Annotated in this window: 18 protein-coding genes and 1 pseudogene; 11 read left to right on the forward strand and 8 right to left on the reverse strand. The window is 70.4% G+C overall.

Going from position 1 to position 19,535, the window contains the following annotated elements:
* Positions 1-96: 96 nt before the first annotated feature.
* Together YWW_RS0103085 and YWW_RS34750 are read right to left on the reverse strand one after the other, a co-directional pair.
* A complete protein-coding gene (locus YWW_RS0103085) occupies positions 97-855 on the reverse strand; it encodes an alpha/beta hydrolase (protein ID WP_026928942.1) in 759 nt (252 codons plus the stop codon).
* Positions 852-1,283 (reverse strand): hypothetical protein, encoded by a 432-nt coding sequence (locus tag YWW_RS34750; RefSeq protein ID WP_051325321.1) that lies wholly within the window; start codon positions 1,281-1,283, stop codon positions 852-854. The genes YWW_RS0103085 and YWW_RS34750 overlap by 4 nt, the downstream gene beginning before the upstream one ends.
* 139 nt (positions 1,284-1,422) lie before the next feature.
* Here YWW_RS34750 and YWW_RS36385 point away from each other — a divergent pair, with 139 nt between their 5' ends.
* Positions 1,423-1,866, forward strand: coding sequence for a DUF2269 family protein (locus tag YWW_RS36385; RefSeq protein ID WP_026928943.1), 444 nt, complete (start codon positions 1,423-1,425; stop codon positions 1,864-1,866).
* 22 nt (positions 1,867-1,888) lie between these two features.
* On the opposite strand, the gene YWW_RS0103100 is transcribed toward YWW_RS36385, so the two are convergent.
* Both YWW_RS0103100 and mca read right to left on the reverse strand, forming a co-directional pair.
* Positions 1,889-2,473 (reverse strand): YqgE/AlgH family protein, encoded by a 585-nt coding sequence (locus tag YWW_RS0103100; protein WP_026928944.1) that lies wholly within the window; start codon positions 2,471-2,473, stop codon positions 1,889-1,891.
* Positions 2,474-2,761: 288 nt separating this feature from the next.
* Positions 2,762-3,616, reverse strand: coding sequence for a mycothiol conjugate amidase Mca (gene mca / locus YWW_RS0103105; RefSeq protein ID WP_026928945.1), 855 nt, complete (start codon positions 3,614-3,616; stop codon positions 2,762-2,764).
* A gap of 185 nt (positions 3,617-3,801) precedes the next feature.
* Here mca and YWW_RS0103110 point away from each other — a divergent pair, with 185 nt between their 5' ends.
* Together YWW_RS0103110 and greA are read left to right on the forward strand one after the other, a co-directional pair.
* Positions 3,802-4,245 carry a DUF4307 domain-containing protein gene (locus YWW_RS0103110; protein WP_035697180.1) on the forward strand — a complete coding sequence of 148 codons (444 nt, stop codon included), beginning with the start codon at positions 3,802-3,804 and terminating at the stop codon, positions 4,243-4,245.
* Positions 4,246-4,362: 117 nt separating this feature from the next.
* Positions 4,363-4,857, forward strand: a complete 495-nt coding sequence (gene greA / locus YWW_RS0103115; protein ID WP_026928947.1) for a transcription elongation factor GreA — start codon at positions 4,363-4,365, stop codon at positions 4,855-4,857.
* 64 nt (positions 4,858-4,921) lie between these two features.
* On the opposite strand, the gene YWW_RS0103120 is transcribed toward greA, so the two are convergent.
* Positions 4,922-6,199: an ABC transporter ATP-binding protein gene (locus tag YWW_RS0103120; protein WP_026928948.1), complete on the reverse strand. Its 1,278-nt coding sequence runs from the start codon at positions 6,197-6,199 to the stop codon at positions 4,922-4,924.
* A 443-nt stretch (positions 6,200-6,642) separates the two neighbouring features.
* Here YWW_RS0103120 and ilvA point away from each other — a divergent pair, with 443 nt between their 5' ends.
* The 5 genes from ilvA (at position 6,643) to YWW_RS28060 (ending at position 9,971) form a co-directional block, all read left to right on the forward strand.
* Complete coding sequence (gene ilvA / locus YWW_RS0103125; protein ID WP_026928949.1) at positions 6,643-7,857, forward strand: threonine ammonia-lyase; 1,215 nt, start codon at positions 6,643-6,645, stop codon at positions 7,855-7,857.
* 3 nt (positions 7,858-7,860) lie between these two features.
* Positions 7,861-8,550 (forward strand): uracil-DNA glycosylase, encoded by a 690-nt coding sequence (locus YWW_RS0103130; protein WP_026928950.1) that lies wholly within the window; start codon positions 7,861-7,863, stop codon positions 8,548-8,550.
* A 23-nt stretch (positions 8,551-8,573) separates the two neighbouring features.
* Positions 8,574-8,798 carry a hypothetical protein gene (locus tag YWW_RS28055; RefSeq protein ID WP_035697175.1) on the forward strand — a complete coding sequence of 75 codons (225 nt, stop codon included), beginning with the start codon at positions 8,574-8,576 and terminating at the stop codon, positions 8,796-8,798.
* 13 nt (positions 8,799-8,811) lie between these two features.
* Entirely contained in the window at positions 8,812-9,093 is a 282-nt protein-coding gene (locus YWW_RS0103140) for a hypothetical protein (RefSeq protein ID WP_026928951.1), read from the forward strand.
* Between the two features lie 83 nt (positions 9,094-9,176).
* Positions 9,177-9,971 carry an alpha/beta hydrolase gene (locus tag YWW_RS28060; RefSeq protein WP_035697174.1) on the forward strand — a complete coding sequence of 265 codons (795 nt, stop codon included), beginning with the start codon at positions 9,177-9,179 and terminating at the stop codon, positions 9,969-9,971.
* 616 nt (positions 9,972-10,587) lie between these two features.
* On the opposite strand, the pseudogene YWW_RS38175 reads toward YWW_RS28060, so the two are convergent.
* Positions 10,588-11,298: pseudogene (locus YWW_RS38175) on the reverse strand (protein kinase family protein); the annotation flags it as partial.
* Positions 11,299-11,643: 345 nt separating this feature from the next.
* On the opposite strand from YWW_RS38175, the gene chvE reads away from it, so the two are divergent.
* The 3 genes from chvE to mmsB all read left to right on the forward strand — a co-directional run bounded on the left by chvE (position 11,644) and on the right by mmsB (position 15,700).
* Complete coding sequence (gene chvE, locus YWW_RS0103160) at positions 11,644-12,726, forward strand: multiple monosaccharide ABC transporter substrate-binding protein (protein WP_026928954.1); 1,083 nt, start codon at positions 11,644-11,646, stop codon at positions 12,724-12,726.
* A 107-nt stretch (positions 12,727-12,833) separates the two neighbouring features.
* Complete coding sequence (gene mmsA, locus YWW_RS0103165; RefSeq protein WP_026928955.1) at positions 12,834-14,387, forward strand: multiple monosaccharide ABC transporter ATP-binding protein; 1,554 nt, start codon at positions 12,834-12,836, stop codon at positions 14,385-14,387.
* Entirely contained in the window at positions 14,384-15,700 is a 1,317-nt protein-coding gene (mmsB, locus tag YWW_RS28065; protein ID WP_051325323.1) for a multiple monosaccharide ABC transporter permease, read from the forward strand. The genes mmsA and mmsB overlap by 4 nt, the downstream gene beginning before the upstream one ends.
* Before the next feature lie 63 nt (positions 15,701-15,763).
* Here the strand turns inward: mmsB and YWW_RS0103175 are convergent, their stop codons facing one another.
* Together YWW_RS0103175 and YWW_RS0103180 are read right to left on the reverse strand one after the other, a co-directional pair.
* Positions 15,764-17,638, reverse strand: coding sequence for a DivIVA domain-containing protein (locus tag YWW_RS0103175; protein ID WP_026928956.1), 1,875 nt, complete (start codon positions 17,636-17,638; stop codon positions 15,764-15,766).
* A 590-nt stretch (positions 17,639-18,228) separates the two neighbouring features.
* A complete protein-coding gene (locus YWW_RS0103180; RefSeq protein WP_026928957.1) occupies positions 18,229-19,440 on the reverse strand; it encodes a coiled-coil domain-containing protein in 1,212 nt (403 codons plus the stop codon).
* Between the last annotated feature and the right edge of the window lie 95 nt (positions 19,441-19,535).

Genomic DNA, 19,535 nt, shown 5'->3' on the forward strand with positions numbered 1-19,535 from the left:
GGGGTCCCTTCTCGATCGGCATGGCCGCGACGCGCCGAGGCATCGACCTACGACAGTACCGGAAAACGCTCTCCATATGCGGGCGGGCCGCCGCCCTCAACACACCGCCGCCGGCTCCTCCGCCACGCGCCCGAGGAAGTCCGTCATCGCCCCGTGCAGCTCCTCGGCGACGGCCGCCTCCTCCTCGATCAGGATGTCGGTGCCGTGCCGGTTGCTGTCGACGAGGACGAGCTCACTGACTCCCGCGGTCCACTCGTGCAGCTTCGCGGCGTCGTCCCCGGCCCCGTAGGAGTCGTCCTCGCCGGAGGCGATCAGCACCGGGCAGGCGATGCCCGACACGTCCGCCTCGGCGAAGGCGTAGCCGCTGTTGTTCAGCACCCCCGCCAGCCACAGCACGCCGTTGACCTCGGTCTCCGAGTGGACGGTCGCGTGCAGCGACGCCATGGCCCCGATGCTGGCGCCCGCGGCGACCACCTTCTCGGCGCCGCCCTCCCGCAGGTGGTCCACCGCCCCCGCCACGTCGTTCCAGGCCTCGGACAGCGCCCCGCGCCCCTCGTACGTCAGGACCTGGAAGCCGCCCTCGGCGAGGTCCTCGGCGAAGGCCAGCCAGTCGTCCTGGCCGTCGCCGGCCCTGCCCATGTGCGAGAGCACGACCGCCGTCTCGCCGCTGCCGAACAGCCGCCCCGACCGCTGCTCGCCGTCGGCGGCGGTGAACTCGACCTCGGTGTACGACGTCTCCGGCGCCGGGCGCTGCGTCCGCTCCCCGTCGTCCGGGTCCTCGCCGCCGCACGCGCTCACCGTCAGCGCCGCGGCGCACAGGGCCGCCGCCGCGGCGAGCCGCCCGCGTCCGCTCACGGCTCGTTCGTCCGCTCGAAGGTGAGGTCGAAGTCCTTGCGCCACGTCGCTCCCTCGTCCTCCGAGGCCTCCCAGCGGCCGGCGATCCGGTCGGGTTCGACATCGGCGACGAAGCGCTGGTGGAAGTCGGGGTCCTCGCGGCTGAGCGTCCAGTGCGAGCCGTCGAAGGTCATCGCGAAGACCCGGCACACGCCCCGGTCGTCGTGGTACAGGGCCGTGTAGGCGTCCCGCGCGTCGCTCCGCCCGATGGCGATCTCCAGCTCGCCGTCGAGCTCGGAGCGCACGACCACGAAGGCGTCGCCGAGCCATTCGACGACGGCCGAGCCGTACACCTCGGTTCCCTCCGGTTCGAGGAACCACGCGTCCGACAAGGTCAGCTTCCACGTCCCGAGGAGCCCGTCGAGCCGTTCGAGTTCGGAGTTCCGCATCGCCGCGTCCCGCCTTTCGTCCTCGCCGCGCGGGGGTCGCGCGGCACGCACTCATGATGGCAGGGAAGCGCGCCGGAGGCCAGACCGCGCGATCACCGGTTCGGGCGACGATGGCCGGATATGTCCGTACGATCACCGTATGCACACACCGCTGGTGGTCCTCCACGTGCTGAGCGTGGTGATCCTCGTCGGCCCCGCCATGCTCGCGCCGTGGCTGGGGGAGCGGGCGCTGCGCGCCCGCGACGGCGACGCCGTCCACACCGCCGGCAGGCGCGTCATGGCCTTCAACGCGCTGACGCTCCTCGCGGCCGCCTTCGGTGCGCTCGTCGTCACCACGAGCGATGAGTACTCCTTCGCCGACCCCTGGCTCATCATCGCCGCGACCTTGTACGTCATCGCCCTCGTCAACGGCGCCGCGGTCATCCCCGGCGTCCTGGCCCGCATCGGCAAGGACCTCCTGGACTCCGAAGGCGTCCTCGACGGCGAGACGCTCGAGCAGCACCGGGGCCGCCTGCTGGCCCTCGCCGGGCTCAACCTCGTCTTCTACGGGGCGGTCATCGTCCTCATGGTCTGGCGCCCGTGAGGGCGCCGCGGCCGGCCGGGGCTCAGTTCAGGCACGGGTCGGCGGGGAAGTGCGCCACCGCGGAGAGCAGGCCGCCCTGGCGCTTCCACACCATCGCCCACAGCTCCTCGGGGTTCGTCGAGAATGGATCGGTGGGGAGCGCGTCGAAGACCATCCACGCGCCCGCGTCGATCTCCGACTCGAGCTGACCGGGCACCCAGCCGGCGTAGCCGGCGAACACCCGCATCCCGTCCAGCATCGGGGAGACCTCGCCGGGGTCCCGGGAGAGGTCGAGCGTCCCCAGCCGCCCCATGACCGGCCGGAACGCGTCCGAGGCGGGCGCGTCGGCCTTGCGCCAGCCCAGCGCTATGGCCGCCTCCGGCTGCACCGGGCCGCCCTCGAACAGCACGGCGGGATCGCCCGCCAGGCCGCCCCAGTCGCCGAGCACGTCCGCCACCGGCAGTTCGGTGGCGCGGTTGAGGACGACGCCGAGGACGCCGTCGGACTCGTGCCCGACGCCGATCACGACGGTCCGGTCGAAGTTGGGGTCCTGCAGCGTTGGCGTGGCGACGAGAAGACTCCCGACGAACGACGCCGTCCGCGCCGGTGAAGTTTCGCGACTGACCATGGCTCCACCTCCGTTCTGCCGCCGCCGCCGTTGCCCGCCCGTGGTCTCATTCATGGCGAAGCCCGCGAGCCGTTCATCGGCACGAGCTTTTCCTCGCACGGTATCCCGCGGCGGTGCGCTTGCAACAACGTTCCCGCACTTTCCGAGGAATTACACCGTGGTGTCGGGAGACCGACAGTTCGCGCCGCACGCAGGGTGCGCGAGACGGTACATTCCGGCATCGAGAACGCGACGGAGGAGCGCTCCTGTGGCGCCCGTGACACTACTCGGCCACAGGGGACGGTGGGGTCACCGCAGTCCGGCGAAGAGGTCGTCCTCCGGCAGCCGGGACGCGACGCTGGACTCGACGAGCTCGTAGTCCTCGGTGGGCCACGCCTTCTGCTGGATCTCCCGCGGCACGGCGAACCAGAAGCCGTCGGGGTCGACCTGCGTCGCGTGCGCCTTGAGCGCCTCGTCGCGGATGTGGAAGTAGTCGGCGCACTCGACGCGGGTGGTCACCCGCCCGCTCTTGTCCCTCGCCCAGTCCTGGTCGCCCGCGAGCCAGTCCCCATAGGGCGATTCGAGGCCCGCGTCGACCATGGCCTGGTGGAGCGCCTCCACCCGCGCCTTGCCGAAGCCGTGGCCGTAGTACAGCTTCGACGGACGCCACGCCTCGCCCCGGTCGGGGTACTGCTCCGGGTCCCCGGCGGCGCGGAAGGCCGCGACGGAGATCTCGTGGGTCTTGACGTGGTCGGGGTGCGGGTAGCCGCCCTCCTCGTCGTAGGTGGTGACGACGTGCGGCTTGAACGAGCGCATGATCTCGACCAGCGGCGCGGCGGCCTTCTCGGTGGGGACGAGGTAGAAGGCGTCGTCGGGCAGCGCGATGCCGGAGTCGGGCAGCCACCCCTCGGGGAGCCCCGAGTCGGTGAAGCCGAGCCAGTGCTGGCGCACGCCGAGGATCTCCCGGGCCCGGTTCATCTCCTCGGTGCGGATCCGCGGCAGGTTCTCCTGGACCTCGGGCCGGTCCATCTTCGGGTTGAGCACGTCGCCGCGCTCGCCGCCGGTGCAGGTGACCACCAGCACCTCGACGCCTTCGCGGACGTAGCGCGCCATCGTGGCGGCGCCTTTGCTCGACTCGTCGTCGGGGTGGGCGTGGACGCACATCAAGCGCAGGGTGTTGGACGCGTTCGACACGGCGGTTGACCTCACTGGTGGGTGCCAAAATGCAGCTGCTGTGGCCTGGGGCCGACTCGTACCCGTGTGAAGGTTGTCGGCTCTGGCATTCTGTGCAACGATACTCGATAATTGTTTCTTCCCCGCCCGACGACTCTGTGCTAGAAAGCGGCCGAATGACTGAGACCGAGACCCGGGACGAGCGCGTGTCCGCACCGGACGCCGTCGCCTTCCCCCCTGGTCGCTACGGTCGCCGCCGCGAGCGCCGCGGCCGTCGTCCGGCGGTGACCGCGGCCCTGACCGCCGCGGTGGTCGCCGCGGGCCTCGGGGTCTCCTGGAGCCTCTACGAGCAGTACGGCCACGGGGAGTACACGTCGAACCTGCTGGCGTACGACGACTCGGTGCCCGGCCAGGTGTCGGTCACCTTCGAGGTGTTCAAACCGGCCGGCGAGGGCGCCGTGTGCCGCGTCAGGTCGCGGAACATGGACGGCGCCGAGGTCGGCGCCGCGGAGGTCGCGATTCCCGCGAGCGATGCGACCCGGGTCGAGACGACCTACACCCTGCCGGTGACGGGAGACCCCAACACCGGCGAAGTCCAGCGGTGTTGGCGGGCGGACTGACCTACTCATCTTCGGCCCGCCGCACCGCTTAGGTCGGCGGGCATTTTGCTACTCGCACACCGCTGCACAGCGGACCCGACACAGCACGGAACGCAATATTCGGAGGATTTGGAACATATGGCTACCGACAGCAATCAGGGCACGTGGCTGACCCAGGAGGCCTACGACCGCCTCAAGGGCGAGCTGGACGAGCTCATCGCGAACCGTCCGGCGATGGCCGCCGAGATCAACGCCCGCCGCGAGGAGGGCGACCTGCGCGAGAACGGCGGCTACCACGCCGCCAAGGAGGAGCAGGGCAAGCAGGAGGGGCGCATCCGCCAGCTCGAGGACCTGCTGCGAGGAGCGAAGGTCGGCGAGGTCAAGGCCAGCGATGAGATCCAGATCGGCACGGTCGTCACGATCGCCTTCGACGGCGACCCCGACGACACCGAGAAGTTCCTGCTGGGCTCCCGCGAGATCGGCGCGACGACGGACCTGACCGTCTACAGCCCCGACTCCGCGCTCGGAGCGGCGATCCTCGGCCACAAGGAGGGCGACACGGTCTCCTACAAGGCCCCGAACGGCGCGGAGCTGTCGGTGAAGATCGTCGGCACCGAGCTCTTCGAGGCCTGACCCGAACGAACGACGACGCCGAAGCGCGTGCCGGGCCCGCGGGCCCCGCACGCGCTTCGGCGTCTCAGGCCCGCTGCGTCCAGCCGACGTCGATGCGCTTGCCGAACTTGTCGAAGTAGTGCAGCGCGTCCATGTGCACGGCCACGGTGATCGGCTGCCCGGCCGAGATCGGGATGTGCGGGGGCAGCCGGAACACCAGGTCGGCGGGCTTGCGGATGGGGCCGGTGTCCTCGTCGGGGCGCCGCTCGGCGACGCCGGCGCCGAAGCCGGCGAACAGGCCGGTCAGGCGCCTGCGCGGCTTGGAGCCGTTGCGGGCGAGGTCGGGCTTGTCGCCGATCCCGTCGGGCACGATCGCGGTGGCGCCGACGTCGAGGAACACGAGGGTCTCGTGGCCGTGGTGCTCGTAGAAGCGGACGCGGCCCTGCAGGGACTGCCCGGGCTGGCCCTCGGCGACCGGAGCGAGCGCCTCGGCCCGCATGCCGACCACGATGTTCTCGCCGTGGTAGCGGGCGACGGCCCGTCCTCGCAGGTCGTGCCACGGCAGCCTGAGCTCCTGGTCGCCGAAGTCGAGGGCGACGTAGCGGTCGAGGTAGACGTTGACGCGGGCCTCGAGCAGGTTCATGCGGGGCGTGCCGAGGAAGGCCGCGACGTACATCGTGGCGGGCCGCTCGTAGATCTCGTCGGGGGTGCCGACGTCCTGGAGGACGCCTTTGCGCAGGACGGCGACGCGGTCGGCCATCGTCAGCGCCTCGGTCTGGTCGTGGGTGACGTACAGCGTGGTGGCGTCGTGGCGGCGCACCAGCGAGGAGATCTCGGTGCGCAGCTCGGCCCTGAGTCCAATGTCGAGGTTCGAGAGCGGCTCGTCCATGAGGAACAGCTTCGGCCTGCGCACCAATGCCCGCCCCATTGCGACGCGCTGCTGCTGGCCGCCGGAGAGCTGCCCCGGCTTGCGCTCGAGCAGGTCGCTGATGCCCAATGCGCCGGCCATATCGCCGACCGCTTGGGGGACGCTCTGCCCGCCGTTCTTCTTGCCCAGTTTCAAGGGGAAGCCGATGTTCTCCCCGACCGACATATGCGGATAAAGCGCGAAGGTCTGGAAGATCATCGCGGCATTGCGCTCGCGCGGGGGCAGATCATTGGCGTATTCGCCGTCGAGCAGGATCTCGCCGTCCGAGGGCGCCTCGAGCCCGGCGACCATTCGGAGGACGGTGGACTTGCCGCAGCCGGACGGGCCCAGGAGCACGAGGAATTCGCCGTGGTTCACTTCCATGCTCAGCGAGTCCACGGCCAGGGTTTCGCCGGGGAACACCTTCGAGACGTTCTTCAGCGTGACAGCAGTCACCGTTAACTCCAGGGGTTCAAAGGGGGACCGGTAGGTTCGCGTTCGCCGAGCGAAGCTGTTTCATCGACATGGTTGACTAGGCGTAGCTTAAGCCTTGCGGTCACACTGGGTGTCGGGGGCCACCCGTCTAGCTCGGGGTAAACCCCGGGTTACGGAAGGTGTCACCGTCTGAGCAGTGCGGATGGGCTCGGGCCTCGCCACTCTCGGGTAAGTGGACGATGGTCCGGGTATTGTAACCGGTTGCATGGAAGTGCGCGACAAACGCATATATATCCTATAGGATCCTTCATTCAGTGAACGGTGCGATTCCGCATTCGCCGCATCACTCCCACTCTTACTCGGCGCCCCACCATTCCCTTGCCTCCCAACGAGGATCGCGAAGGCATTCCCGGCCGCCGCGCCGCACCCCGGCCCGCCGCCGCGCCCTGACTACGATCGGAGGCGTGAACGAGCTCGTTACCCTCGCCGACATCCGCGCGGCGGCCGCCGAACTCGAAGCGGTCGTGCGCCGCACGCCCCTCGAACCCTCCCGCGACCCCGCCCTGCCGAGCGTCCACCTCAAATGCGAGAACCTCCAGCGGGCCGGCTCGTTCAAGATCCGCGGCGCCTACATGCGCGTCTCCCGCCTGTCCGCCGAGCAGCGGCGGCGCGGCGTCGTCGCGGCCTCCGCCGGCAACCACGCCCAAGGCGTCGCCCTCGCCGCCGCCACCCTCGGCATCCGGGCCACCGTCTTCATGCCCGCCGGCGCCCCGCTTCCCAAGGTCGCCGCCACCAAGGGCTACGGCGCCGACGTCATCCTCGGCGGCGCCACCGTCGACGACGCCCTCGAATCGGCCCACCGCTTCGCCGAGGAGACCGGAGCGACCCCCATCCACCCCTTCGACCACCGCGACGTCGTCGCCGGCCAGGGCACCATCGCCCTGGAGATCCTCGAGCAGCTGCCCGAGACCGCCGCCATCGTCACCGCCGTCGGCGGCGGCGGCCTGGCCGCCGGCATCGCCGCCGCCGCGAAGGAGCTGCGCCCCGACATCCGCGTCGTCGGCGTCCAGGCCGAGGGCGCCGCCGCCTACCCCGGCTCCCTCGAAGCCGGCAAGCCCGTCCGCCTCGAGGCGATGCACACCATCGCCGACGGCATCGCCGTCGGCAAACCCGGCGAGGTGCCCTTCGCGCACGTCGCCGACCTCGTCGACGAGATCGTCACCGTGACCGAGGAGGACATCAGCGTCGCCCTGCTGTCCCTGCTCGAACGCAACAAGCTCGTCGCCGAGCCGGCCGGCGCCACCGCCTACGCCGCCCTCCTGAGCGGCGCGGCCCGCGCCGAGGGCCCCACCGTCACCGTCATCTCCGGCGGCAACATCGACCCGCTCCTGCTCATGCGCCTCATCGAGCACGGCCTCGCCGCCTCCGGCCGATACCTGCGCTGCAACCTGCGCTGCGCCGACCGGCCCGGCGCCCTCGCCTCCATCCTCGAACTCGTCGGCACCCACGGCGGCAACATCGTCGACGTCTACCACCAGCGCTCCGACCCGCGCCTGAGCGTCGGCGAGGTCTCAGTGGACCTTTCGATCGAAACGCGAGGATCCGAACACGCGACCGAAATCGTTGCGGTGCTGCGCGATGCGGGATATTTCTTGACGGTCCCTGGCTCTAGCATCTGAGCCATGCAGAAAAGTCTCGAAGAACTCGTAGAACCCGGTTGGGCCAAGGCCCTCGCCCCGGTCGCCGACGACGTCGCGAAGATGGGGGAGTTCCTGCGCCAGGAGGTCGCCGCCGGGCGGCGCTACCTGCCCGCGGCCGAACACATCCTGCGCGCCTTCCAGCAGCCGTTCGACGACGTCAAGGTCATCATCGTCGGCCAGGACCCCTACCCCACCCCCGGCCACGCCATCGGCCTGTCCTTCGCCGTCGCCCCCGACGTGCGCCCCCTGCCCAAGAGCCTGGTCAACATCTTCAACGAGTACCGCGACGACCTCGGCTACCCGCTGCCCGCCAACGGCGACCTCACGCCGTGGGCCGAACAGGGCGTCCTGCTCCTCAACCGCTCCCTGAGCGTCCAACCGGGTCAGCCGGCCTCCCACCGCGGCAAAGGCTGGGAGTCGGTCACCGAGCAGGCCATCACGGCGCTCGCCGAGAGGGGCGGCGCGGCCGTGGCGATCCTGTGGGGCGCCGACGCCCGCAAGCTCAAGCCGCTGCTGGGCTCCGTGCCCTCCATCGAGTCGGCGCACCCCTCGCCGCTGAGCGCCCGCCGCGGCTTCTTCGGCTCCAAGCCGTTCAGCCGCGCCAACGAGCTCCTCGTCGAGCAGGGCGGTGAGCCGGTCGACTGGCGGCTCCCGGCCTTGCAGGACGCGTGAGCGCCGGAGCTACCGTTATAGGCGTGGAGTTCCTGGCACAGCAATTCGGACCGGACCGAGAGCAGGCCCTCGCGGGGCCGCTCGGTCTGTTCATCACCGTGTTCCTCGTCGTCGTGACGGTCTTTCTGATCAGGGGGATGAACAAGCACGTGCGGCGCCTCAACGAGCGCCTCGATCGCGAGGCCGCCCTCGAGGCGAACGCCGCCGAGCGCACGACCGAGGGCGGCGCCGACACCGACCGCTCGTAGGGGCCCGGCACCGATGCCCCGAAAGAACCGTCGCCTGCGCGAACCCGAGCGCAGGCGAGGCACCGCCGCGGACTCCAGCACCGTCGAAGGGCCGGGCGGCCGCTACCAGTTCCGCCGCATCACCGGCGAGGCCGCCGAGAAGACCTACCGCTGCCCCGGCTGCGACCTCATGATCAGACCGGGAACCCCGCATGTCGTGGCCTGGGCGGACGGCGGCGACGGCGACGACCGCCGCCACTGGCACACCGGCTGCTGGAACGCCCGCGACCGGAGGCGCCCGGGGCACTACGGGTGAAGAGGGGCGGGGTGGTGCCCGCGCACTGCAAGCTCCGACACAGCAGGTGGATATGACCGCCTCCCCGAGGCGATAATGCCGCCATGGCTGTCATCAGATCGGCGAGCATGCTGCCCGCCCGCAGGGAAGCGATCACCCTCGAGACCGCCGACGGGCTGAGGCTCGTCGGCGAGGTCGCCCTGCCCCTCAACGCCGAACCAGAGGCGACGATCATCTGCGTCCACCCGCTGCCCACCCACGGCGGCATGATGGACTCCCACGTCTTCCGCAAGGCCGCCTGGCGGCTGCCCGCGCTGGCGAACCTGGCGGTCGTCCGCTTCAACACCCGCGGCACCGAATCCCAGCAGGGCAAGAGCGAAGGCGAGTTCGACAATGCCGTCGGCGAGCGTTTCGACGTCGCCGCGGCCGTCGAGCACGCCGAGTTCGCCGAGCTCCCGCGTCCCTGGCTGCTCGGCTGGTCCTTCGGGACCGACCTGACGCTGAAATACGGCCTGGAGCCGGGCGTGGAAGGCGCCGTGCTCATGTCCCCGCCGCTCCGCTACTCCACCGAGGACGACCTCGCCAAGTGGGCCGCCGACGGCCGCCCGCTCCTGGCGCTCGTCCCCGAGAACGACGACTACCTCCAGTACCCCGAGGCCGTTCGGCGCTTCGCCGCCGTCCCCCAGGCCGAAGTGGTCGAGATCGCCGACGGCGGCCACCTGTGGGTCGGCAAGGCCGAAGAAGCGCTCGACCGGATCGTCGCCAGGATCCTCCCCGAGCGCGCCCCGCTCCCGCGCGAATGGGACGGCCCCATGGAACGCGGCGACACCTCCGCGTACGCGAACAAGACCGTCGCCGCCTTCGGAGGTTTCCTGCCGCCGCCCGACCGCGAGGAGTAGCGGACCGGACGCGGTGCTGAGCGACTAAGCAGTCGAGGAACTCGAGGATCGGTTCGGGCAGGGACGCGTCCGAGCAGTCGGTGACCGCGATGAACTCCTCGCCCTCGATGCGCCACACCAGGCGCTCGGACGGCGCCGTGTCGCCGCCGCCGGAACCGCCCTGGTAGCGCACCGTCGCCGCCACGAAGTGGTCGCCGGCGCACCAGCTGTCGACCACGGTGGCGCCTTCGAGCTGCTCGCTGATCCGCCCGCCCAGCGCCGCCTGGTCCGAGCACACCGACGCCGAGGCCGGGTTCGTCGCCGCGTACGTCGCCAGCGCGGCCCCGCCGAGCAGCGCCCCGGTGAGCGCCACACCGGCGCTGGCGGTGCCGATCTTGCGCAGCCGCGGCCGCAGGCCCCCGCGGGGGCTCTGCCCCGGCCGGTACGGGGCGAGCTCGGTCGAGACCGACACGGTGACCGGGCGCAGCGCGCCGCGGGGCAGCAGCCCGGCGGCGATGGACGTGGCCTTGTACCCCGGGGCCCGCATCCCGCCGAGGTCGATCGCCGTGAGCTGCTCGCGCAGCGCGTCGGCGGTGGGGCGGCGGCGCGGGTCGGCGTGCAGGGCGGCGCCGATGACGTCGGTCAGCTCGGTGTCGACCCCGGGGATGTGGGGGACCGGAGCGGCGCGCAGGAGCGGGTCGGCCACGTCCTCGCGGCCCGACCGCACCCACGGCAGGCGCCCGCCGAGCGCGGCGTACAGGACGGTGGCCAGCGCGTAGACGTCGCCGGCGGGGCTGGCGGCGACCTCGCCCGCGACGGCGGCGTCGAGGTGCTCGGGGGCGGTGTAGGGGCTCGGCGGCAGCGGCGCGGCCAGGACCGGGGCGGTGACGTCGTAGGCGGTGAGCTGGAGGAGGCGCCCGGGGCCGACGAGGAGGTGCCCGGGCTGGATGGCGCCGTGGATGAGGCCCGCGCGGTGATAGACGGCGACGGCGTCGCTCAACGCGACGCCGAGGGCGCGCACCTGCCCCGCCGGCATGGGACCCTGCTCGGCGAGCAGGTCGACGAGGGTGAGCCTCGTGGCGCCGACGGCCAGGTAGGGGCGGCCGTTCTCGGTCAGCCCGACGGCACTGCACGGCGACAGGTGCGGATGGGCGGCGAGGCCGGTGAGCTTCGAGGCCCATTCGAGGAAGACTTCGCGGCGGGACCCGTCGACCCGCTCGTGGGCGACGGTGACGCACAGGAGGGTGGTGGGGTCAGTGGCGACGATGCCGCTGAAGACGCTGCAAACCGGGTCGCGATGCAGTAAACGGTCGACGGTGGCGGCGCCGACGGTCGTCATGCTCGACATGGTCACCTCCCTCGTGGGGCTCGTCCGAGCGGCTGGCGTGATTTGCCACCAAATGTGAGGCTATCCCATCCAATCGGTCGAGTGGTAGTCGGCCAAGGGGATGTGGCACGAACGTGTGACCGACCGGCGCCGGGCGCTCAAATCCCTGTGCGACCATGGTGCCCGATGTGTCCGCAGGGGTTCAAGTGTCGCTTTTTCGTCACGAGGAAATGCAACGATTCGGACACGAGACCCGTCCGGTGTTGACGCTTGTGGAAAAACGTTGAAGCATCGATGACGTCTTGACCCCAGGGCTGTTGCCGTGTCCGCAGGACCGCCACGCCCGGTACGAAGGAGTACTAATACATGAACGTCAACCGACGGCATTTGCTGACCGGTTCCATCGGTGCCACCGCGGTCGCTCTGACCGCGTCGGCTTGCGCCTCCGAGGACGGCGGCGGCGACGGCGATGCCAAGAAGGTCGGCATCGCCATGCCCACGAAGACCTCCGAGCGCTGGATCCTCGACGGTGACAACCTCAAGGCCTCGTTCGAGGAGGAGGGCTACGAAGTCACCCTCCAATACGCCAACGACGAGGTCGACACGCAGGTCAGCCAGATTGAGACCATGGTGAGCCAGGGCCAGGACCTCCTGGTCATCGCCGCCATCAACAACGAAGCGCTCAACGGCGTCCTGGCCCAGGCCAAAGAGCAGGACATCACCGTCATCGCCTACGACCGGCTCATTCTCGGCACCGAGGACGTCGACTACTACGCGACCTTCGACAACCACCAGGTGGGCGTGCTCCAGGGCGGCTACATCGTCACCGCCCTCGACCTGGAGAACGCCGCGGGGCCGTTCAACATCGAGCTGTTCGCCGGTTCGCTGGACGACAACAACACCAAGTACTTCTTCGGCGGCGCGATGGAACAGCTCCAGCCCTACATCGACGAGGGCAAGCTGGTCATCGTCTCCGGCCAGACCGACATGGAGCAGGTGGCGACCGAGCGCTGGGACGGCGCGACCGCCCAGGCCCGCATGGACGACATCCTCTCGACCCATTACGGCAGCGCGCAGGTCCACGCGGTCCTGTCGCCCTACGACGGCATCAGCCGCGGCGTCATCGCCTCCCTCGAGGGCGCCGGTTACACCCTCGAGGACCTGCCGGTCGTCACCGGCCAGGACGCCGAGGCCGAGTCCATCCAGTACATCGTCGACGGCCGCCAGACCTCGACGGTCTTCAAGGACACCCGCGAGCTGGCCGCCACCACCGTCGACATCGCCGTCGCCGTGGCCAACGGCGACGAGCCCGAGGTCAACGACACCGAGACCTACGACAACGGCGTCAAGGTCGTGCCCTCGATGCTGCTGGAGCCCGTGAGCGTCGACATCGAGAACTACCAGGAGGTCGTGATCGACTCCGGGTACCTCGACGAGCTCCAGCAGTAGCAGCGCCGGGCCCGCAAGCGCACCACCCTTCGACGGGGCGCCCCGCCCGCGCGGGGCGCCCCCGAACCTCTCTCAGAGCAGCATCGTGAATCCACCTAGGACCAGTCATGTCTGAAGACATCCTCCGCATGAGGGGGATCACCAAGCGATTCCCGGGCGTACTCGCGCTCGACGGCGTCGACATGCGGGTCAAGCGAGGCTCGATCCACGCCCTCGTGGGCGAGAACGGGGCCGGCAAGTCGACGCTCATGAAGATCCTGTCGGGCGTGTACGCCCACGGCGACTTCGAAGGTGAGATCGAACTCGAAGGCGAGCCCGCCCGCTTCCGCAACATCCGCGACTCCGAGGACTCGGGCGTCGTCATCATCCACCAGGAGCTCGCGCTCGTCCCCGAGCTGTCGATCGCCGAGAACATCTACCTCGGCAACGAGCAGACCAGGCGCGGCGTCATCTCCTGGGACCGCACCAACACCGAGGCCGCCCGCCTCATGGGCCAGGTCGGCCTGCACGACCACCCGCAGACGCTCGTCGAGAAGATCGGCGTCGGCAAGCAGCAGCTCGTCGAGATCGCCAAGGCCCTGTCCAAGCAGGTCAAACTCCTGATCCTGGACGAGCCGACCGCCGCGCTCAACGACTCCGACTCCGAGAACCTCCTCGAACTGCTCGGGCAGCTGCGCGAAGACGGCGTCACCTGCATCATCATCTCCCACAAGCTCGGCGAGGTCCTCGCCATCGCCGACGAGATCACGGTGCTGCGCGACGGCCAGACCATCGAGACGCTCGACACCGCGGGCGACGCGGTCACCGAGGACCGCCTCATCAAGTCGATGGTCGGCCGCGACCTCGCCCACCTGTACCCGCCGCACACGCCCGACATCGGCGAGACCTTCTTCGAGGTCAGCGACTGGACGGTCTACCATCCCGAGCACCGCGACCGCGTCGTCGTCAACAACGCCGCGCTCACCGTCGCGCGCGGCGAGATCGTCGGCCTCGCCGGCCTCATGGGCGCCGGGCGCACCGAGTTCGCCATGAGCGTCTTCGGCCGCTCCTGGGGCGGCAACATCACCGGCAACGTCACGCTCGACGGCCGCCGGCTGAAGCTGAACAGCGTCTCCGACGCGATCAAGGCCGGCCTCGCCTACGCCACCGAGGACCGCAAGCAGTACGGCCTGCACCTCGACTACGACCTGCGCGAGAACTTCACCCTGCCGGGCCTCGACAAGGTCTCCAAGAACGGCGTGATCGACCTGCACGAGGTCACCTCCGTCTCCGAGCGCCTGCGCGGCGACTTCGGGGTGAAGGCCCCCTCGGTGTACCAGCTCGCCGGGAACCTCTCCGGCGGCAACCAGCAGAAGATCGTGCTCGGCAAGTGGGTCTTCACCGAGCCCGAGCTGCTGATCCTCGACGAGCCGACCCGAGGCATCGACGTCGGCGCCAAGTACGAGATCTACGAGCTGATCCAGGAACTGGTCGACCAGGGCAAAGGTGTCCTGATGATCTCGTCCGAACTGCCCGAGCTGCTCGGCATGTGCGACCGCATCTACGCGATGAGCGCCGGGCACATCACCGGGCAGGTCGACCGCGAGAACGCCACACAGGAAGAGCTGATGCGTCTCATGACCCTTGAGACCGCCAGCGGGGGAGAAGAGCTACGCCAATGACCATCAAGACCACCGCGGCCCGCCCGAGCCTGTGGACGGCAGTGCGCAACATCAACCTGCGCGCCTACGGCATGATCATCGCCCTGGTGTCGATCATGCTGCTGTTCCAGGTCCTCGACGTGGTCCTCCAGGACTCGAACTTCATCACGCCGCTGAACCTGACCAACGTGATCCTGCAGAACTCGTACATCCTGATCCTCGCGATCGGGATGATGCTGGTGATCGTCAACGGGCACATCGACCTGTCGGTCGGCTCGGTGCTCGCCTTCTGCGGCGCCGTGTCGGCCATCGCCCTCTCCGACTGGGGCCTGCCGTGGTACCTCGCGGTCCTCGTGGCCGTCGGCACCGGCGCCCTCATCGGCGTCTGGCAGGGCTTCTGGATCGCGTTCGTGCGCATCCCGGCGTTCATCGTGACCCTGGCCGGCATGCTGCTGTTCCGCGGCCTGACGCTCAAGGTCCTCGGCGCCGAGACCGTCGGCACCTCCGGCCCGTACAACGACCTGGCCTCCGGCTACACCATCGCCGGCTTCGACCTGCGCATGCCGACGCTCATCATCGGCATCCTCGGCGCGGCGCTCTACGTCGCCCTGGCGGTGCGCAGCCGCTCCCGCGAGGTCAGGGCCGGCATCGCCGGGTCCTCCCAGCTCGCGTGGCTGGCGAAGGTCGTCGTGCTCGCCGCCGTCATCGTCGTCGCCGCGTACACCTTCTACTCCTACAAGGGCCTGCCGCTCATCGGCTGGATCCTGCTGGCGCTGGTGCTGATCTACACGTTCATCGCCAACCGCACCGTGTTCGGCCGCCACATCTACGCCGGCGGCGGCAACGAGAAGGCCGCGATGCTCTCGGGCGTCAAGACCAAGCAGACGTCCTTCTGGGTGTTCGTCAACATGGGCGCGCTCGCCGGCCTGGCCGGCGTCATCGTGACCGCCCGCCTCCAGGCGGCCACGCCCGACGCGGGCAACATGTTCGAGCTGCACGCCATCGCCTCCTCGTTCATCGGCGGCGCCTCGATGTCCGGCGGCGTCGGCACCATCATCGGAGCCGTCATCGGCGGCCTGGTCATGGGCGTGATGAACCAGGGCATGCGCGTCCTGGGCGTCGCGACCGACACCGTCCAAGTCGTCCTCGGCCTCGTCGTGCTCGCCGCGGTGTTCTTCGACGTGTGGAACAAGAAGCGCGCCTCCGGGCCGATCGTGGGCACCACCCCCGGCGGCTCCGGCGAAGCCAAGCGCAAGGGCGGAGGAGGGCCGGACTCCGGCCCCGACGACGACAAGTCCAAGGACAAGAAGCCCGAACCGGTCGGAGCCGAGTAACCGCTCGACCGAACGAGAACGAGCCCCGCGGCACCGCCGCGGGGCTCGTTTCACGTCATCGGCTCAGGGGGAGACCCGAGCGGTCTCGCTCTCCTGGTCGCTGGCCTGCCCGTCCTGGCCCGCCGCCTTGCCGCGGCCGTTGTTCTTCGCGCGGTTCTGCGGCCGCGAGCGGTCGGCCTCGCCGCCCTTCGCGGCGGTCCCCTTCGAGTTCCCGCCACCGCCGCCCTTGGCGGTGCCGCGGGCCTCCTCAAGGAGCTTCTTGGCCTGCGCGCGCGCCGTCGCCAGGATCGCCTCGGAGTCGCGCCTGGCGGTCTGCTTGGCGGCCTTGGAGAGCTCCTCGGCCCGCCGCTTCGCCGTCTCGGCGCGCTTCTCGGCCTGGGAGAGGATCTCCTCGTGCTTGGCCCTGACCTGCTGCGCCTGGAGCTCGCTCTCCTCGAGCAGCCGGGCGGCCTCGGCCTTCGCGTCGGCGAGCAGCCGCTCCCGCTCGGCCTCGATCTGCTCGAGCTCGGCGCGGGCCTTCTCGGCGGCGGCCTGCGCCCGCTGCCGGTCGGACTCCGCCTCGCTGCGCAGCCGCTTCGCTTCGGCGTCGGCGGTCTCGGTCAGCTCCTTCGCCTGCGCCCCGGCCTCGGCGGTGATTCGCTCGGCCTCGCCGGTCGCCTTCTCGCGCATCTCGGCGATCGCGGCCTCGGTCTCCTCGGTGAGCTGCCGGGCCGCGGCGGCGGCCCGCTCGCGCTCGGCCTCGCCCGAGGCGGCGGCCTCCTCGCGCAGCCGCTTCGCCTCCGCCTCGGCCTCCTCGGACAGCCGCAGCGCCGCCGCCTCGGCCTCTTCGGTGACCTTCCTGGCCTGCTCGGCGGCTTCGGCGGTGAGCCGCTTGGCCTGCTCGTCGGCGTCCTTGGTGAGCTTCTCGGCCTGCGCGGCGGCCTCCTCGACGCGCTGCTGCGCCTCCTGCCGCACCCGCTTGGCCTCGTCGGCCGCCTCGGTGCGCTCCAGGGTCGCCTGATCGGCCGCCTCGGCCCGCAGCCGCGTGGCCTCGTTCTCGGCCTCGGCGCGGACGGTCTGCGCGAACGTCTCGGTCTCCTGCTTGAACCGCTCGAGGTTCTCCACGGTCTCGGTGCGCATGCGGGCCATCTCGGCCTCGTGCTCGGCCCGCTGGCGCTCGGCCTCGGCCCTCGCCTCGGCCACGATCCGCTCGGCCTTCTCCCGCGCCTCGGCGACCGACTGCTCGGCGGCGACGCCCGCGTCGTCCTTGATCTGCTGCGCCTCGGCCCGCAGCCGCTCCACGTGCGCGACCAGCTGCCGGGTCTGTTCGTCAGCGGCGGCGCGCTTGTTCTCGGCGTCCTGCTCGGCCTCGGCGACCAGCGCCGCGGCCCGCTCCTTCGCCTGGTCGACCATCGCCTGCGCCTCGCGGGCGCGCTTGTTGATCTCGGCGTCGATGATCGCCCGGCGGTCCGCCTCGGCCTTCTCGGCCGCGGCGCGCCTCGCCTTCAGCGTCGTCTCGAAGTCCCGGCGGGCCTCCTCGATCCGCGCCTCGGCCTCGCGCAGCTTGTTCTGGGCGTGCCGGTGCAGCTCCTCGGTCTCGCCGTGCGCACTGGCCTTGATCTCCGCGGCCTGCTCCTCGGCCAGCGTCAGCATGTGCTCGATCCGGACGCCCAGGTGGCGGTACGAGGCCTTGTCGCCGGCCGCGCTGCGCCGCCGCAGCTCCTGGATCTGCGTCTGCAACTGCTGGACCTGGACCACGAGCCGGTCGATCTGCGCCAAGGCCTCGGCCCGCTCGCCGGCGAGCGTGTCCATCTGCAACTGCATGGTCGCGAGGTACCGGTCCACCTGCCGCTTGTCGTATCCGCGCAGCGCGGTCTCGAACCCGCGGTCGATGGGCTGGCCCTCGTCGAAACCGGTCAGCAGTTCCGAGTCGTCGCTGAGTTTGTTGTCACGCGCCATACGCTCATCCTCACATGAGCCGCGTCCCGTCACCCCGGCTAAGGGACCGGAGGTGACGGGACGCGGCCGAAGCTGTGTGTGGTTCCTCCACCGTCGGCCTACGCCCAGATAATTTCTATCTGCCGTTGATTTACGACGGTAACGCGGATTCGCCAGGTTTACTCGTCCGCCGCCAAAAAGCCCGTGGGGCGCACGGCGGGGCCCGCTAGTTCATGAATCCGCCTCATGTGGTCGCAGGCCATGATACGTGGGCAGCGGTGACAGCCGAGGCGTGGGTTGTCGGCGGCGGTCGGTTCCAGACCCGCCCCGCGTCGCGGCGAAAGGCCCGGGAACGGACCCGCCTCGCCCGCGACGCCGCACCACGACCGAGACGCGGACGCCGGGGATCGGCCTTCACCGAAGGACGGACGCGGCCGCTTCGCAGCGGAACCGGCGCGGCCGAACGTCTGCGGAGCGCCGAACCGAGACCGGGAGGCCCGGCACGGCGCGCAGACCCCCGCCGAGCGGCGGGGTGGGAACCGGGAACCCGCCCGCCGGGCCGCCGCGCAGCGGCGGCCCGACCGGGACTTCCTCCGCGGGGAGGAAGGACGTCACTTGTCCTCTGATTTGTCTCCGAGGTCCGCACCGGGGAAGTTGCCCATCATGCCCGACAGCGTCTGGGTCATGTTGCGCAGCGTCGCCTGGACCTCGTCGCGCTTCGCCGTGAGGTCGGCGACCTTGTCCTCGGCATCCTTGGTGACGCGCTCGGCGTCCGACTTCGCGTCCGACAGGAGCCGCTCGGCCTCGGCCTTGGCGTCGGCGACGGCCTTCTGGGCGTCCCGCTTGGCCTTGGTCGTGGTCTCCTCGGCGTAGGAGTCGGCCTCGCTGCGCTTCTCCTCGGCCCGCGTCTCGGCGGACTTGGCGCGCTCCTCGGCGTCGCGGGCGCGGTTCTCGGCGTCGGAGACGAGCTTCTGCGTCTCGGAGACGGCGCGGGCGTGGCGCTCGGACTCCTCGCGCTCGGACTTCTCCTTGCGCTCGGCCAGCTCCAGGTCGAGGGCCTGGAGGTCCTTGTCGCGCTTCTCCTTCGCCTCGGCGAACAGCTTCGCGGCCTCGGCGCGCTTCTCCTCGGCCTCGCGGGCGGCCTTGGCGCGCAGCTGGGTGATCTCGCGGTCGGCGGTGGCGCGCATCGTGGCGACCTCGCGCTCGACGGAGGCCTTCAGCTCGGCGACCTCGTGGCCGGTGGCGGTGCGCAGCTGCTTGGTCTCGCGCTCGGCGTCGCTGCGGAGCGTCTCGCATTCGCGGCGGGCGTTGGTGCGCAGCTCGGCGACTTCGCGTTCCACGTTGGTGCGCAAGGTGGTCGCCTCGCGCTCGGCGCTCTGCTTGAGGTTCTGGGCCTCGCCGCGGGCGGCGTCGGTGATCTCGCGGGACTCGAGGCGGGCGGCGGACAGGATGCCCTCGGTCTCGCGCTTGGCCTCGGCGCGGTGCTCGTTGGCCTGCTCCTCGGCGAGACGGAGGATCTGCTCGACGCGGGTGCCGAGGCCGGAGAGCGTGGGGCGGGAGTTCTCCTCGAGCTGCTTGGTCTGCTCCTGGAGGCGCTGCTCGAGACCCTGGATGCGCTGCTCGGCCTGGCGGAGGCGGCGCTGGGCGTCGGTCATCCGCTGCTCGGCCTCGGTGCGCTGCTGCTCGGTCTGCGTCAGCTTCGCCATGTTCTTCTGGATGTAGTCATCCACCTGGTGCCTGTCGTAACCCCGCAACTGCACGGGGAATTCCGGCACGGATTGGTCGTTGTCGAAAAAAGTACTGCTGGAGGGCTGCTGCGACATGGCCTAATAGTTGCAGATGCACTGCGGTCTGTCGACAGCAAGGTCAGGGGTTTGTGGAGGTCTCTTCACCTGTCACTTCAGTTGCAAAACGGGCG

This window comes from Glycomyces tenuis DSM 44171, assembly GCF_000427885.1.
Taxonomy (GTDB): Bacteria; Actinomycetota; Actinomycetes; order Mycobacteriales; family Micromonosporaceae; genus Glycomyces; species Glycomyces tenuis.